Origin of the sequence: Citrobacter sp. wls711, from assembly GCF_005281055.1 — a bacterium.
GTDB classification, from domain to species: Bacteria; Pseudomonadota; Gammaproteobacteria; order Enterobacterales; family Enterobacteriaceae; genus Citrobacter; species Citrobacter gillenii.
This window is the reverse complement of the sequence record NZ_SZXC01000068.1, coordinates 1-15,400: the sequence shown is the minus strand read 5'-3', so window position 1 is coordinate 15,400 and position 15,400 is coordinate 1. Positions and strand designations below refer to the sequence as shown.

General features: G+C 49.3%; 13 protein-coding genes, 1 tRNA gene, 1 rRNA gene and 1 pseudogene. 13 read left to right on the top strand and 3 right to left on the bottom strand.

The annotated features are described in order from the left end of the window. Window positions 1-4 precede the first annotated feature (4 nt). The 6 genes and pseudogenes from prmA to FDW98_RS18980 all read left to right on the top strand — a co-directional run bounded on the left by prmA (window position 5) and on the right by FDW98_RS18980 (window position 4,454). Window positions 5-886 carry a 50S ribosomal protein L11 methyltransferase gene (gene prmA, locus FDW98_RS19005; RefSeq protein ID WP_096755458.1) on the top strand — a complete coding sequence of 294 codons (882 nt, stop codon included), beginning with the start codon at window positions 5-7 and terminating at the stop codon, window positions 884-886. 178 nt (window positions 887-1,064) lie between these two features. After that, window positions 1,065-1,621: pseudogene (locus FDW98_RS19000) on the top strand (carbonic anhydrase). A gap of 326 nt (window positions 1,622-1,947) precedes the next feature. Continuing rightward, the gene (gene dusB / locus FDW98_RS18995; protein ID WP_096755457.1) at window positions 1,948-2,913 is read left to right on the top strand and encodes a tRNA dihydrouridine synthase DusB; all 966 of its coding nucleotides are present in this window, start codon (window positions 1,948-1,950) and stop codon (window positions 2,911-2,913) included. A 25-nt stretch (window positions 2,914-2,938) separates the two neighbouring features. Then, window positions 2,939-3,235: a DNA-binding transcriptional regulator Fis gene (gene fis / locus FDW98_RS18990; RefSeq protein WP_000462905.1), complete on the top strand. Its 297-nt coding sequence runs from the start codon at window positions 2,939-2,941 to the stop codon at window positions 3,233-3,235. Between the two features lie 87 nt (window positions 3,236-3,322). Beyond that, window positions 3,323-4,207, top strand: coding sequence for an adenine-specific DNA-methyltransferase (gene yhdJ / locus FDW98_RS18985; protein ID WP_096755456.1), 885 nt, complete (start codon window positions 3,323-3,325; stop codon window positions 4,205-4,207). Between the two features lie 82 nt (window positions 4,208-4,289). Further along, a complete protein-coding gene (locus tag FDW98_RS18980; protein ID WP_048213464.1) occupies window positions 4,290-4,454 on the top strand; it encodes a DUF2556 family protein in 165 nt (54 codons plus the stop codon). A gap of 62 nt (window positions 4,455-4,516) precedes the next feature. On the opposite strand, the gene envR is transcribed toward FDW98_RS18980, so the two are convergent. Next, entirely contained in the window at window positions 4,517-5,173 is a 657-nt protein-coding gene (gene envR, locus FDW98_RS18975; protein ID WP_096755455.1) for an acrEF/envCD operon transcriptional regulator, read from the bottom strand. A gap of 414 nt (window positions 5,174-5,587) precedes the next feature. Here envR and FDW98_RS18970 point away from each other — a divergent pair, with 414 nt between their 5' ends. The 7 genes from FDW98_RS18970 (at window position 5,588) to FDW98_RS18940 (ending at window position 14,975) form a co-directional block, all read left to right on the top strand. After that, the gene (locus FDW98_RS18970) at window positions 5,588-6,745 is read left to right on the top strand and encodes an efflux RND transporter periplasmic adaptor subunit (protein WP_137398929.1); all 1,158 of its coding nucleotides are present in this window, start codon (window positions 5,588-5,590) and stop codon (window positions 6,743-6,745) included. A gap of 11 nt (window positions 6,746-6,756) precedes the next feature. Further along, complete coding sequence (locus FDW98_RS18965) at window positions 6,757-9,870, top strand: efflux RND transporter permease subunit (protein WP_096755453.1); 3,114 nt, start codon at window positions 6,757-6,759, stop codon at window positions 9,868-9,870. Window positions 9,871-10,139: 269 nt separating this feature from the next. Beyond that, complete coding sequence (locus FDW98_RS18960) at window positions 10,140-10,361, top strand: lipoprotein (protein ID WP_096755452.1); 222 nt, start codon at window positions 10,140-10,142, stop codon at window positions 10,359-10,361. Between the two features lie 458 nt (window positions 10,362-10,819). Next, window positions 10,820-11,845, top strand: a complete 1,026-nt coding sequence (locus tag FDW98_RS18955) for an amino acid ABC transporter substrate-binding protein (RefSeq protein ID WP_096755451.1) — start codon at window positions 10,820-10,822, stop codon at window positions 11,843-11,845. 69 nt (window positions 11,846-11,914) lie between these two features. After that, the gene (locus FDW98_RS18950; protein ID WP_096755450.1) at window positions 11,915-13,096 is read left to right on the top strand and encodes an amino acid ABC transporter permease; all 1,182 of its coding nucleotides are present in this window, start codon (window positions 11,915-11,917) and stop codon (window positions 13,094-13,096) included. Between the two features lie 9 nt (window positions 13,097-13,105). Beyond that, window positions 13,106-14,209 (top strand): amino acid ABC transporter permease, encoded by a 1,104-nt coding sequence (locus FDW98_RS18945; protein ID WP_096755449.1) that lies wholly within the window; start codon window positions 13,106-13,108, stop codon window positions 14,207-14,209. A 7-nt stretch (window positions 14,210-14,216) separates the two neighbouring features. Then, window positions 14,217-14,975, top strand: coding sequence for an amino acid ABC transporter ATP-binding protein (locus FDW98_RS18940; protein WP_096755448.1), 759 nt, complete (start codon window positions 14,217-14,219; stop codon window positions 14,973-14,975). A gap of 160 nt (window positions 14,976-15,135) precedes the next feature. Here FDW98_RS18940 and rrf read toward each other — a convergent pair. After that, window positions 15,136-15,251: ribosomal RNA gene (gene rrf, locus FDW98_RS18935) — 5S ribosomal RNA — on the bottom strand. Between the two features lie 38 nt (window positions 15,252-15,289). After that, a tRNA-Thr gene (locus FDW98_RS18930) sits at window positions 15,290-15,365 on the bottom strand. Window positions 15,366-15,400 lie beyond the last annotated feature (35 nt).

The following is a 15,400-nucleotide window of genomic DNA, read 5'->3' as shown; positions in this document are numbered from 1 at the left end:
TGCCATGCCATGGATCCAACTGAAACTGAACACCACCGGTGCTAATGCAGAAGAGTTGAGCGATGCGCTGATGGAAGCGGGTGCCGTTTCTATCACCTTCCAGGACACGCATGATACGCCGGTGTTTGAACCACTGCCGGGCGAAACCCGCCTTTGGGGTGACACCGATGTAACGGGTCTGTTCGATGCAGAAACCGACATGAAAGAAGTGGTTGCCCTTCTGGAACAGCATCCGCTGCTCGGTGCGGGGTTCGTGCATAAAATTGAACAGCTGGAAGATAAAGACTGGGAGCGCGAATGGATGGATAACTTCCACCCTATGCGCTTTGGCGAACGTCTGTGGATTTGCCCAAGCTGGCGCGATGTGCCGGATGAGAACGCCGTCAACGTGATGCTAGATCCAGGTCTGGCGTTTGGTACCGGCACTCACCCAACCACCTCTTTGTGTCTGCAATGGCTGGATGGCCTCGACCTGAACGGAAAGACGGTGATCGACTTTGGTTGCGGTTCCGGCATTCTGGCTATTGCAGCGCTCAAATTGGGTGCAGCAAAAGCCATTGGTGTAGACATCGATCCGCAAGCCATTCAGGCAAGCCGCGATAATGCACAGCGTAATGGCGTTTCTGACCGCCTGGAACTGTACCTGCCACAGGATCAGCCAGAAGCCATGAAAGCCGACGTGGTGGTTGCCAACATCCTTGCTGGCCCATTGCGTGAACTGGCACCGTTAATAAGCGTGTTGCCGGTTGAGGGCGGCTTACTGGGCCTTTCCGGTATTCTTGCCAGCCAGGCGGACAGCGTCTGCGAAGCCTACGCCGATCTCTTTACGCTCGATCCGGTGATCGAGAAAGAAGAGTGGTGCCGCATTACTGGCAGGAAAAAATAAACTCCCCTCGTGGCCTCTTCGCAGGCCACGTCTTTCCCGTTTTTTGTACACCCACCCGTACGCCCGTACGCCCTTACGCCCTTACGCCCTTACGCCCTTACGCCCTTACGCTAAAATAACCACTTAATTCATTGAAGTTAAAAATAAATACATATCAATCCTTCACCGAAGGAATTGTATGAAAACAACTTTTGGCAAGGTCGCGCTCAGCAAGGAGTATAAAACCTGCCAGACTGGTATGAACCAATCCCCTATCAACATCGACACGACGCTTACTGCGCATCTCTCACCGCTGGACACGCACTATACTGATGGCCCAGTGACGCTCATCAATAATGGCCATACCATCCAGGCGGGTCTAAAGACCACGACCGGAGATACCGTGACGATTGACGGCACACCGTTTACCCTCCAGCAGTTCCATTTTCACGCCCCCAGCGAAAATACCGTTCATGGTAAACATTATAAACTGTGGGCAACAATGCCCGAACAAGCTGAGCAGGACATCAGAGTGACCACGCAGATGGATCTTAATGCACTGCTGCCCATTGATAAGACTTACTGGCGCTTTAGTGGTTCTCTGACACCCCCTCCCTGCACCGAAGGCGTCACCTGGATTATCCTGAAACACCCGATGACGCTTTCAGAAGCACAGCTCAAAAATTCACCCAGGCTATGCATCACAACAACAACCGGCCAGAGCAACGACTCAATGGTCGCGTGATCGTCGAGTAATCCTCAGAACCGCTGCGATCATGTTCTGAAATGAGAGAATAGTCACATTATGTCGCAATAATCTGCTGATTAATTCAGCAGATTATCTTGCCAGATCGCCTGACCTCGAAGAAAAAATGAGAAGTTACGCAAAATTATATGTGTATATAAAACAGACACATTTTTATAATCCAATGATTTATATAATTAAATATTTTCATCCGTTCACATTTACGGTAATTCATTGATCCACCTCAGTGGATTGGTCAAAGTTTGGCCTTTCATCTCGTGCAAAAAATGCGTAATATACGCCGCCTTGCAGTCACAGTATGGTCATTTCTTAACTCATGCGTATCGGACAATATCAGCTCAGAAATCGCCTGATCGCAGCACCTATGGCTGGCATCACTGACAGACCATTCAGGACGCTGTGCTACGAGATGGGAGCAGGATTGACGGTATCCGAGATGATGTCTTCTAACCCGCAGGTTTGGGAAAGTGATAAGTCTCGTTTACGGATGGTGCACGTTGATGAACCAGGAATTCGCACGGTGCAAATTGCCGGTAGCGACCCTGTTGAAATGGCCGATGCTGCACGTATTAACGTGGAAAGCGGCGCCCAAATTATTGATATCAATATGGGGTGTCCGGCTAAAAAAGTGAATCGCAAGCTTGCAGGTTCAGCCCTCTTGCAGTACCCGGATTTAGTGAAATCGATACTAACCGAGGTCGTCAATGCAGTGGACGTTCCTGTCACTCTCAAGATTCGCACCGGCTGGGCTCCGGAACACCGTAACTGCGTAGAGATTGCCCAACTGGCTGAAGACTGTGGCATTCAGGCTCTGACCATTCATGGACGCACCCGCGCCTGTTTGTTCAATGGAGATGCTGAGTACGACAGTATTCGGGCAGTTAAGCAGAAAGTTTCCATTCCGATTATCGCGAATGGCGACATTACTGACCCGCATAAAGCCAGAGCTGTGTTCGACTATACGGGGGCGGATGCCCTGATGATAGGCCGTGCAGCTCAGGGAAGACCCTGGATCTTTCGGGAAATCCAGCATTATCTGGACACTGGGGAGCTGCTACCCCCCCTGCCTCTGGCAGAGGTGAAGCGCTTGCTTTGTGCGCACGTTCGGGAACTGCACGACTTTTATGGTCAGGCAAAAGGGTACCGAATTGCGCGTAAACACGTATCCTGGTATCTCCAGGAACACGCTCCAAATGACCAGTTTCGGCGCACATTCAACGCCATTGAAGATTCCAGCGAACAGCTGGCGGCGTTGGAGGCATACTTCGAAAATTTTGCGTAAACAGAAATAAAGAGCTGACAGAACTATGTTCGAACAACGCGTAAATTCTGACGTACTGACCGTTTCTACCGTTAACTCTCAGGATCAGGTAACTCAAAAACCCCTGCGTGACTCGGTTAAACAGGCACTGAAGAACTATTTTGCTCAACTGAATGGTCAGGATGTTAATGATCTCTATGAGCTGGTACTGGCTGAAGTAGAACAGCCCCTGTTGGACATGGTGATGCAATACACCCGCGGTAACCAGACCCGTGCTGCCCTGATGATGGGCATCAACCGTGGTACGCTGCGTAAAAAACTGAAAAAATACGGCATGAACTGATACTAATCAGTTACATGTTTGTTTTAAAAGGCGCTACTCGGCATGGGGAAGCGCCTTTTTTATAAGCATCATAAGGAGGCTTTGACGATGAACGCAGGATGTGAACCCGTCTATTTTGGCGATGAATCGAAAAAGATAATCCACGGTGATGCGCTGACCGAACTGAAAAAACTGCCGTCTACAAGCGTCGACCTCATTTTTGCTGACCCACCTTATAACATCGGCAAAGATTTTGACGGGCTCGTAGAATCCTGGGACGAAGAGACCTTCCTGGCATGGTTGTTTGAGTGTATCGATGAATGCCATCGAATACTCACGCCGCAGGGTACCATGTACATCATGAACAGTACGGAGAACATGCCGTATATCGACCTCAAATGTCGCCAGCTTTTCACCATCAAAAGCCGCATCGTGTGGTCCTATGATAGCTCGGGAGTCCAGGCCAAAAACTTCTTTGGCTCAATGTATGAGCCTATCTTGATGATGGTCAAAGACTCGAAAAACTATACCTTTAATCGTGATGACGTTCTGGTTGAGGCTAAAACGGGCGCCAAGCGCGCGCTAATCGATTACCGAAAGAACCCACCTCAGCCGTACAATCATAAAAAGGTGCCCGGTAACGTCTGGGATTTTCCCCGCGTACGCTATCTGATGGATGAGTACGAAAACCACCCGACCCAAAAACCTCAGACGCTGTTAGAACGCATTATTCTCGCGTCCTCCAACCCGGGTGAGATTGTGTTAGATCCGTTCGCAGGAAGCTTCACCACGGGCGCGACGGCAGTGGCGTTGAATCGCAGATTTATCGGTATCGAAGTCAATGATGAATACGTAAAAATGGGGCTTAGAAGACTGAGCATTAGCTCCCACTTTTCAGAAAATGACCTTGCAAAGGTCAAAAAGCGAAAGACAAAAAACCTGTCTAAAAAGAGCCGATTAGCTGAAAAGAACAACGTAATTTCAACAAAGTAAAAGCATTGTAAGTCTGCTTTTCAGCATAGAGATTTCGTGTATATTCCCTGCACGCTTGGGTATGAATACACAGGATTTGGTAATGATTCGCAAGTATTGGTGGCTGGTTGTTTTTGCTGTCTTTGTTTTTCTTTTTGATGCCCTACTCATACAGTGGATTGAGTTAATGACAACAGAGCATGATAAGTGCCGGAATATGAACTCGGTGAATCCCCTCAAGCTGGTCAACTGCATCGACCTTGAATAACGCATCCGCTAACGCGCGTTTCCAGCCGTCATGCCATGGCGGCTGACTGCGATCGGCCGAAACTACCCTACCTGATTTTCACGCTCAACAAATTGCATCACACAGCCATCGGGACTTAGCATTTTTAATACGTTATCGACTAATACTGGCGCCTGTTCATAAAGATCATAACTGACTGGATTCATTAACCAGTTTTTTATTATCCCACTAAAGCTCCCGTGTAAAATAATCAGGATAACGTCTAAATCCAGACTGGTAGCGATAAGATTTTCATCCATACATTTCTGTAATGAATCACGTATTCTTTGATGGCAAAGGCCTATTTTATCGCGAATATCCTGTTCCGATATCATATCGTTATGGAATTCACATTTATGATATAAAATTTGCATCAATGCCTGCTGACGAGGGATTTTTGCAATATATTGCAAACCCACGACTAATTTCTCCCGTAGTCTCTGTAACGGGTTGTCACCCCAACGTCCGATGAGTTGGTCCTGAATAAGATCGCGCAAGGGAGGTTGCTGCAGCCAGAGCTCATTAAACAACTGACTCTTATTGTCGAAATGCCAATAGATTGCCCCTCGCGTCACGTTAGCGGCATCCGCTATGTCATTAAGCGTTGTATTGCCGACACCGCGTGCAGCAAACTGCACAATCGCCGTTTCAATCAGGTGCTGGCGCGTTTTGAGGGCATCAGCTTTCGTTTTTCTCGCCATGGTTCGAATGCCTGAGACAGAGTAGGGAATGATAAACTTTCTTATCTAATATTTACTGTACGGAATTAATGTATCACTTAGCCTTTATTTAGACGAGTTCTAAAATATTTCATTACATACACTCAGCACAAATAAACAATGTGAATAAAATGAAAAAAATACATTCACCAATGCAATACCTATTTCTATATGTGTTAATGCAAGTCATAACATGACTAATCTTCGCTTAATGAAAGGGCAGTTGTTTCTTCTTTTTTTGTTTTTATGTGCCGTGAATTACGCCGCAAAATAAGTATTGCTTACATCGCAAGCTAATTATTTGTAGGATAGCTAACTATTATTTTTTATTTGTGCGCGTTATCACCTGCCATTACTCCGGTAAATAACGAGCTTTCGGTTTTTTAAGGAATAGAAATGACGAAAACTGCCAGGTTCTCGCTCCTGCCCTCATTCATCATCATCTCCGCTGCATTACTCGCCGGCTGTAACGATCAGGGAGAAACACAAGCTCATCCCACCGAGCCACAGGTGACAGTCCATGTTGTTGAGGCAGCCCCCTTAGCCGTGACGACCGAATTACCGGGGCGTACAAACGCATTTCGCATTGCAGAAGTTCGCCCTCAGGTCAGTGGGATTGTACTCAAAAGGAATTTCACCGAAGGTAGTGATGTTGAAGCTGGCCAGTCGCTTTATCAGATCGATCCCGCGACCTATCAGGCTGACTACGACAGCGCCAAAGGCGAACTGGCAAAAAACGAAGCCGCAGCGGCAATCGCGCACTTAACGGTAAAACGTTATGTTCCTCTGGTCGGAACAAAATATATCAGCCAGCAAGAGTACGATCAGGCCATTGCTGACGCACGTCAGGCCGATGCCTCCGTTATTGCTGCCAAAGCGGCTGTCGAAAGCGCGCGTATTAACCTTGCCTACACCAAAGTGACATCACCGATTAGCGGACGCATCGGTAAATCTAGCGTCACCGAGGGCGCACTTGTCACTAATGGTCAGGCTACAGCGCTCGCTACCGTGCAACAGCTCGATCCGATTTACGTCGATGTGACGCAGTCCAGTAACGACTTTATGCGCCTCAAACAGTCTATTGCACAAGGCAGTCTGCATAAAGACAACACCAGCAGCACCGTCGAACTGGTGATGGAAAATGGCCAGTCATACCCGCTGAAAGGCACATTGCAATTTTCTGACGTGACGGTTGATGAAAGCACTGGGTCAATCACTCTCCGAGCCGTATTCCCTAACCCGCAGCACACTCTGCTACCCGGTATGTTTGTGCGCGCACGCGTTGATGAAGGCGTTCAACCCAATGCCATCCTCGTTCCACAGCAGGGCGTGACGCGTACGCCGCGCGGCGATGCCACCGTGATGGTCGTTAACGACAAGAGCCAGGCTGAAATTCGCCCAGTCGTCGCCGTGCAAGCTATTGGCGACAAGTGGCTGATTAGCGAAGGCTTACAGTCGGGTGACAAAGTCATCGTAAGTGGTTTACAGAAAGCGCGCCCTGGCGTGCAGGTTAAAGCCACCACCGATGTCCCTGCAGCGACTGCGGCGCAATAAGGTAACAGGACATGGCAAACTTTTTTATTAGGCGTCCTATCTTTGCCTGGGTACTGGCCATCATTTTGATGATGGCGGGTGCGCTGGCAATCATGCAGCTGCCCGTGGCGCAGTATCCTACTATTGCCCCTCCTGCCGTTGCGATTTCCGCAACCTACCCAGGTGCGGATGCGCAAACCGTGCAGGACACGGTCACACAGGTTATCGAACAAAACATGAACGGTATCGATAACCTGATGTATATGTCATCCACCAGCGACTCAGCTGGCAGCGTGACTATCACGCTGACGTTCCAGTCCGGCACCGATCCTGATATCGCTCAGGTACAGGTACAAAACAAACTGCAGCTCGCGACCCCATTACTGCCACAGGAAGTCCAGCAGCAGGGTATCGGCGTTGAGAAATCAAGCAGTAGCTTTTTGATGGTCGCGGGCTTTGTTTCTGACAATCCACAGACCACACAAGATGACATCTCGGACTATGTCGCCTCAAACATTAAAGACTCCATCAGTCGTTTAAACGGCGTGGGCGACGTGCAGCTGTTTGGTGCACAGTACGCCATGCGTATCTGGCTGGATGCGAATTTATTGAACAAATACCAGCTCACACCGGTTGATGTCATTAACCAGTTGAAGGTGCAAAACGATCAGATAGCCGCAGGCCAGTTAGGCGGGACACCTGCATTACCTAATCAGCAGCTTAACGCTTCGATAATTGCGCAAACACGCCTGAAAGATCCACAAGAGTTCGGCAAAGTGACTTTACGCGTGAACAGTGATGGCTCTGTTGTTCACTTGAAGGATGTGGCGCGCATTGAGTTAGGTGGAGAAAACTACAACGTCGTTGCCCGTATTAACGGTAAACCGGCATCCGGCCTTGGTATCAAGCTGGCTACCGGTGCTAACGCGCTGGATACCGCCAACGCAATTAAAGCTAAACTGGTCGAACTGCAACCGTTCTTCCCGCAGGGAATGAAGGTTGTTTACCCATATGACACCACGCCGTTCGTCACCATCTCTATTCATGAGGTAGTGAAAACACTGTTCGAAGCGATCGTGTTGGTGTTCCTCGTGATGTACCTGTTTCTGCAAAACATCCGCGCCACGCTCATTCCTACCATCGCCGTGCCCGTCGTATTACTGGGTACCTTTGCCGTACTGGCAGCATTTGGCTACTCGATAAACACCCTGACGATGTTCGGGATGGTACTCGCCATCGGCCTGTTGGTCGATGATGCGATAGTGGTGGTCGAGAACGTTGAACGCGTGATGATAGAAGAAAATCTCCCCCCCAAAGAGGCGACGGAGAAATCCATGTCGCAGATTCAGGGGGCGTTGGTGGGTATCGCCATGGTGCTGTCTGCGGTGTTTATCCCGATGGCCTTCTTTGGTGGTTCCACCGGGGCAATTTACCGCCAGTTCTCAATCACCATCGTTTCTGCCATGGCACTTTCGGTGCTGGTCGCATTGATTTTGACCCCTGCGCTCTGTGCCACATTGCTCAAACCGGTGTCAGCAGAGCACCACGAGAAAAAGAGCGGCTTCTTCGGCTGGTTTAATGCCAAATTCGATCACAGCGTCAACCACTATACCAATAGCGTCAGTGGCATTATTCGTAAAACCGGACGTTATCTGGTCGTCTATCTGGTAATCGTTGTGGGAATGGCGGTGCTGTTTATGCGCCTACCCACCTCCTTTCTGCCGGAAGAAGATCAGGGCGTATTCCTGACCATGATTCAACTTCCGGCTGGCGCAACACAAGAACGTACCCAAAAGGTGCTGGATCAGGTCACCCACTACTACCTGAACACGGAGAAAGCCAACGTTGAAAGCGTCTTTACGGTTAACGGCTTTAGCTTCAGCGGACAAGGGCAAAACTCAGGGATGGCGTTTGTCAGCCTCAAGCCCTGGGAAGAGCGTAGCGGAACGGAAAATAACGTTGAATCGATTATTGCCCGTGCAACCCGCGCCTTTAGCCAGATTCGTGATGGCCTGGTATTCCCCTTCAACATGCCCGCCATTGTTGAATTGGGCACGGCAACTGGCTTTGACTTTGAGCTGATTGACCAGGGAGGACTGGGACACACGGCGTTAACCCAGGCACGTAATCAGTTGATGGGGATGGTCGCCCAACACCCGGACCTGCTGGTTCGTGTACGCCCTAATGGCCTGGAAGATACTGCACAGTTCAAGCTGGATGTCGATCAGGAAAAAGCGCAGGCGCTGGGTGTTTCGCTATCTGATATTAACGAAACCATTTCCGCTGCACTGGGCGGCTACTACGTCAATGACTTCATTGACCGCGGCCGCGTGAAAAAAGTGTACGTCCAGGCTGATGCAAAATTCCGTATGTTGCCGGAAGACATCAATAATTTGTATGTCCGCAGCGCCAATGGCGAAATGGTGCCATTCTCAACATTTAGCTCTTCTCAATGGGTCTATGGTTCACCGCGGCTGGAACGCTACAACGGTATGCCATCAATGGAGCTACTGGGAGAGGCCGCACCGGGTAGAAGTACCGGTGAAGCCATGGCGATGATGGAAAGCCTGGCAGAAAAACTGCCAACCGGTATCGGTCATGACTGGACCGGTATGTCTTACCAGGAACGCCTGTCAGGTAACCAGGCACCTGCGTTGTATGCCATCTCGTTAATCGTTGTCTTCCTTTGCCTTGCCGCATTGTATGAGAGTTGGTCGATTCCCTTCTCCGTCATGCTCGTGGTTCCACTGGGTGTTGTGGGTGCGCTACTGGCCGCGTCGCTGCGCGGAATGAATAACGATGTGTACTTCCAGGTCGGCCTGCTTACCACCATCGGTCTCTCTGCCAAAAACGCCATACTGATTGTGGAATTTGCCAAAGACCTGATGGATAAAGAGGGTAAAGGCTTGATTGAAGCGACGCTGGAAGCCTCCCGCATGCGTCTTCGCCCAATCCTGATGACTTCGCTGGCCTTTATTCTGGGGGTTATGCCGTTGGTAATCAGTCGCGGCGCAGGTAGTGGCGCACAAAATGCGGTTGGTACCGGTGTGATGGGGGGAATGCTCACCGCCACATTGCTCGCTATCTTCTTCGTTCCTGTCTTCTTTGTTGTCGTTAGACGACGTTTTAGTCGACACAATGATTAATTTGTAAAATAAAGGCGTCTACGGACGCCTTTTTACCGGATATTGAGATCTTTATTTATTAATAAGATAGCCATTTATTTTTTCCCACCCCTCAGAAAAAAGCATTTATTGCTATCTGCTTTATTCATTATGTTTACAAACCACACGAATTGAGATTATTCCTCATGTCAGTCTTTTTTTAAGAGGTGGTAAAATAGCTTTCGATTTCGCAGATGGCTTTGCGTTTGTCTTTGCTTTATTAGCGAAACGTTTATTTTAGAGGTAACACCATGAAAAGATTAATTTCCGTTGCATTGCTGACAGCATTACTGGCAGGCTGTGCACACGATTCTCCTTGCGTACCTGTCTATGACGATCAGGGCCGCCTGGTTCATACCAATACCTGTATGAAGGGCACCACGCAGGATAACTGGGAAACAGCAGGTGCAATCGCCGGTGGTGCTGCTGCCATTGCCGGCCTAACGCTTGGGATCGTTGCCCTAACCAAATGAATCTTCTTAAAAGCGCGGTACCTGCCGCGCTTTTAATCAGAATGATAATTATCATATAAGACAAAAGGTTGGTGTAAGACATCAATCATAGAATAAGATTATTATAGATTCCACTCACATATCCGCGATGTGAAATTAGCATTTTTTGTATTCTTCGTAACAACATGTCCTCCTATCGTTATTCTCACGTCATCAATATTACCGCCCGAAATCGTTATCCTGCGTCCTGTCTGAATTTTAAATTTTTTGCGCCGAAATGTGGCTTACGTTTCAATTTTGCACCACTTCAGGGCGCTGCATTTATTTTTTCCTGTCTACACTCTGCATATTGCGTCGAATATTCGGTCGCAAAAAACTGGCACTACCTTTGCTTAGAAGAGTATGGCCAAAGCCACAGACAGGTAAAAGACGTTTTCAAAACGTCTCCATAACAATAATTCCTCCACACAGGATGCTCTATGAAAAAGATGATAATAGCCAGCCTGGCTGCGGCCGGCGTGATGCTTGCGATTGCAAATCAGGCACATGCCGGCGCAACGCTTGATGCCGTAAAGAAAAAAGGATTTGTACAATGTGGTATCAGTGATGGTTTGCCTGGTTTTTCTTACGCCGATGCGAACGGTAAATTTTCGGGTATTGATGTCGATGTTTGCCGCGGTGTTGCCTCTGCCGTATTCGGTGATGATACAAAAGTAAAATATACCCCACTCACCGCCAAAGAACGCTTCACAGCGTTACAGTCCGGCGAAGTCGATCTTCTCTCACGTAACACCACCTGGACCTCTTCTCGTGATGCTGGTATGGGCATGTCCTTTACTGGTGTAACATATTACGATGGCATTGGTTTTCTCACCCACAATAAAGCTGGTCTGAAGAGCGCTAAAGAACTGGATGGCGCAACGGTGTGTATTCAGGCAGGTACGGATACCGAACTGAACGTGGCCGATTACTTTAAGGCCAACAACATGAAGTACACCCCCGTCACCTTTGACCGATCGGACGAATCCGCCAAGGCACTGGAATCTGGTCGCTGCGATACGCTTGCCTCCGACCAGTCTCAGCTGTATGCCCTGCGAATCAAGCTAAGCAATCCTGCAGAATGGATCGTCCTGCCTGAAGTTATCTCCAAAGAGCCGCTGGGACCTGTCGTCCGCCGTGGAGATGACGAGTGGTTTTCCATTGTTCGCTGGACCCTGTTCGCCATGCTGAACGCTGAAGAGATGGGTGTTAACTCGAAAAACGTTGATGAAAAAGCAGCTAACCCGGCAACACCGGATATGGCTCACCTGCTAGGCAAAGAAGGTGACTACGGCAAGGATCTGAAGCTCGATAACAAATGGGCTTACCATATTATTAAGCAGGTAGGAAATTACGCGGAGATCTTTGAACGTAACGTGGGATCGGAAAGCCCGCTGAAGATCAAACGCGGACAGAACAACCTCTGGAATAACGGCGGCATCCAATACGCACCGCCGGTGCGTTAATCCGTAGCGATGTAACGGGCGCCGCAGCTGCGGCGCTCAGCCCAGAGTCACAGTTACTGAGGTTTTCTTATGCCCCATCGCCGCTCAAGCGTAAAAGGATCATTCTCCTTTTCTAACCCTGCGGTCCGCGCCTGGTTATTTCAAATACTCGCCGTCATTGCGGTCGTCAGCATTGCGGTCTACCTCATTCATAACACGATTAATAACCTGAGCAGCCGCGGTATTACCTCGGGGTTTTCTTTTCTCGATCGCAGTGCCGGATTTGGCATTGTTCAGCATCTGATTGATTACGAGCAGGGCGATACCTATGGCCGGGTCTTTCTGGTCGGTCTGCTTAATACACTGTTAGTCTCAGCGCTGTGCATTATTTTCGCGTCATTTCTCGGTTTTTTTCTCGGACTGGCGCGGTTGTCGGATAACTGGTTACTGCGCAAGCTCTCAACGATTTATATCGAAACGTTCCGCAATATTCCCCCGCTGCTGCAAATCTTCTTCTGGTATTTTGCTGTATTACGTAATTTACCTGGCCCACGCCAGGCTGTTAACGCATTGGATATCGCATTCCTGAGCAACCGCGGGCTCTATATTCCGGCACCACAAATGGCAGAGGGTCTTGTTGCCTTTTGCGCTGCCGCCCTGATTGCTGCCATCATCTCTATTGGGTTATTTCGCTTTAATAAAATGCATCAGACTAAAACAGGTCGGTTACGACGGACCTGGCCTACGGCCCTGGCGCTGTTCGCTTTTTTACCGATGCTTTCACAGTGGATTTTTGGTGCAGCGCTACACTGGGATGTGCCTGAACTACGCGGCTTTAACTTCCGTGGCGGCATGGTGCTTATTCCAGAACTGGCTGCGCTGACGCTGGCACTTTCGGTGTATACCTCCGCATTTATTGCAGAAATTATTCGCGCGGGTATTCAGGCCGTGCCTTATGGTCAGCACGAAGCAGCACGCTCACTGGGGCTGCCAAATCCGGTAACCCTTCGCCAAGTTATTATCCCGCAGGCGCTGCGCGTCATCATTCCCCCACTGACCAGCCAGTACCTGAATATCGTAAAAAACTCCTCTCTGGCTGCAGCCATCGGCTACCCGGATATGGTTTCACTGTTTGCTGGGACCGTACTTAACCAAACAGGACAGGCCATTGAAACCATTGCTATTACCATGTCGGTGTATCTGATCATCAGCCTGAGCATTTCTCTGTTGATGAATATTTATAACCGTCGGATCGCACTGATTGAGCGCTAAGGAGCCATGATGACAAAAGCACTGCTGTCTCACCCCACGCGCCAGAACAGTAATCACGCAGGACGCGTTATTTTGTGGGTACGCAAGAACCTGTTCTCTAGTTGGTCAAATAGCCTGCTCACGCTGTTGTGCGTGTGGTTAATGTGGGCGTTTATTCCCCCTCTATTGAACTGGGCATTTCTACAGGCGAACTGGGTAGGATCTACCCGGGCAGATTGTACGAAAGCAGGAGCCTGCTGGGTGTTCATCCATGAACGCTTTGGCCAATTTATGTATGGACTCTATCCACACGATCAGCGTTGGCGAGTAAATCTGGCCCTGGTTATCGGTCTGCTTTCTATCGCCCCGATGTTCTGGAAAGCCATGTCCCACCGTGGTCGCTATATCGCCGTCTGGGCAGTGGTTTACCCCATTGTGGTCTGGTGGCTGATGTACGGTGGTTTTTTCGGTCTCGAACGTGTCGAAACCCGGCAGTGGGGAGGATTAACGCTAACCCTGATTATCGCCTCCGTCGGTATTGCCGGTGCACTTCCATGGGGAATTTTACTGGCATTAGGTCGTCGTTCTCATATGCCCGTCGTGCGGATTTTATCCGTTATTTTCATTGAGTTCTGGCGTGGAGTACCGTTGATCACCGTGCTGTTTATGTCCTCAGTGATGCTGCCATTGTTTATGTCGGAAGGTACCAGCATCGACAAACTAATTCGCGCGCTGGTTGGGGTGATCCTTTTCCAGTCTGCCTATGTCGCGGAGGTGGTACGCGGAGGATTACAAGCCTTACCAAAGGGGCAGTATGAAGCCGCCGAGTCACTGGCACTAGGATACTGGAAGACGCAGGGACTGGTTATTCTTCCCCAGGCGCTTAAATTGGTTATTCCCGGCCTGGTCAACACGATTATCGCGCTGTTCAAAGATACCAGCCTGGTCATCATCATAGGTCTGTTTGATCTTTTTAGTAGCGTACAACAAGCAACCGTCGATCCCGCCTGGCTGGGGATGTCGACAGAAGGCTACGTTTTTGCCGCGCTGATTTACTGGATTTTCTGTTTCAGCATGTCTCGTTACAGCCAGCATCTGGAAAAACGTTTTAACACCGGGCGTACACCGCACTGAGGAATTTATGAGCCAATTATTAATGCCGTCTACCGACGCGATGATTACGCTGGAAAACGTCAACAAGTGGTATGGGCAGTTTCATGTTCTTAAGAATATTAACCTGAAGGTAAAACAGGGGGAGCGCATCGTATTATGTGGGCCTTCTGGCTCTGGTAAATCGACAACCATCCGCTGTATTAATCATCTGGAAGAGCATCAGCAAGGACGCATTGTGGTGGATGGGATTGAACTCAACGAAGACATCCGCAATATTGAGCGCGTCAGGCAAGAAGTCGGTATGGTCTTTCAGCACTTTAATCTCTTTCCGCATTTGACGGTCTTGCAAAACTGTACATTGGCCCCTATTTGGGTCCACAAGATGCCAAAGAAAGAGGCTGAGGTTCTGGCCATGCACTATCTTGAACGGGTTCGTATTGCGGAACATGCGCATAAATTCCCGGGACAAATCTCCGGAGGCCAGCAGCAGCGTGTGGCTATTGCGCGCTCGCTGTGTATGAAACCCAAAATTATGTTGTTTGACGAACCCACCTCGGCGCTGGATCCTGAAATGGTGAAAGAAGTACTGGATACTATGATTGGCCTGGCGCAATCAGGAATGACGATGTTGTGTGTCACCCATGAAATGGGCTTTGCACGCACGGTAGCCGACAGAGTGATTTTTATGGATCTAGGTGAAATAGTGGAACAGGCACCCCCGGATGAGTTTTTTGCCAATCCACGTTCTGAACGTACGCGAGCGTTTTTATCGCAGGTTATACATTAATATTATCAGCCACTTGCAATTAACGGCGCTACATTTATCAGACCAATAACGGTACCAATCCTAAAGGTCGGATAGGGCGTTGACACCGTCATCTGGCCTTTTCTGAGTACGCATTACGCAAAAAGGCCATCCTTTCGGATGGCCTTTTCACTTATTTGATGTCTGGCAGTTCCCTACTCTCGCATGGGGAGACCCCACACTACCATCGGCGCTACGGCGTTTCACTTCTGAGTTCGGCATGGGGTCAGGTGGGACCACCGCGCTACAGCCGCCAGACAAATTCTTTTCTACGTGCCGAACATTAACCTAAAAACTGGTGCTGATACCCAGAGTCGAACTGGGGACCTCACCCTTACCAAGGGTGCGCTCTACCAACTGAGCCATATCAGCACACTAAATTTGATGCCTGGCAGTTCCCTACTCTC

Excerpts from the sequence above, each read along its gene's own strand:
- FDW98_RS18965 (WP_096755453.1), top strand. The coding sequence starts at position 6,757 with ATGGCAAACTTTTTTATTAGGCGTCCTATCTTTGCCTGGGTACTGGCC.
- FDW98_RS18980 (WP_048213464.1), top strand. The coding sequence starts at position 4,290 with ATGATTCGCAAGTATTGGTGGCTGGTTGTTTTTGCTGTCTTTGTTTTT.
- FDW98_RS18970 (WP_137398929.1), top strand. The coding sequence starts at position 5,588 with ATGACGAAAACTGCCAGGTTCTCGCTCCTGCCCTCATTCATCATCATC.
- FDW98_RS18950 (WP_096755450.1), top strand. The coding sequence starts at position 11,915 with ATGCCCCATCGCCGCTCAAGCGTAAAAGGATCATTCTCCTTTTCTAAC.
- FDW98_RS18940 (WP_096755448.1), top strand. The coding sequence starts at position 14,217 with ATGAGCCAATTATTAATGCCGTCTACCGACGCGATGATTACGCTGGAA.
- FDW98_RS18960 (WP_096755452.1), top strand. The coding sequence starts at position 10,140 with ATGAAAAGATTAATTTCCGTTGCATTGCTGACAGCATTACTGGCAGGC.
- dusB (WP_096755457.1), top strand. The coding sequence starts at position 1,948 with ATGCGTATCGGACAATATCAGCTCAGAAATCGCCTGATCGCAGCACCT.
- fis (WP_000462905.1), top strand. The coding sequence starts at position 2,939 with ATGTTCGAACAACGCGTAAATTCTGACGTACTGACCGTTTCTACCGTT.
- FDW98_RS18955 (WP_096755451.1), top strand. The coding sequence starts at position 10,820 with ATGAAAAAGATGATAATAGCCAGCCTGGCTGCGGCCGGCGTGATGCTT.
- FDW98_RS18945 (WP_096755449.1), top strand. The coding sequence starts at position 13,106 with ATGACAAAAGCACTGCTGTCTCACCCCACGCGCCAGAACAGTAATCAC.
- prmA (WP_096755458.1), top strand. The coding sequence starts at position 5 with ATGCCATGGATCCAACTGAAACTGAACACCACCGGTGCTAATGCAGAA.
- yhdJ (WP_096755456.1), top strand. The coding sequence starts at position 3,323 with ATGAACGCAGGATGTGAACCCGTCTATTTTGGCGATGAATCGAAAAAG.
- envR (WP_096755455.1), bottom strand. The coding sequence starts at position 5,173 with ATGGCGAGAAAAACGAAAGCTGATGCCCTCAAAACGCGCCAGCACCTG.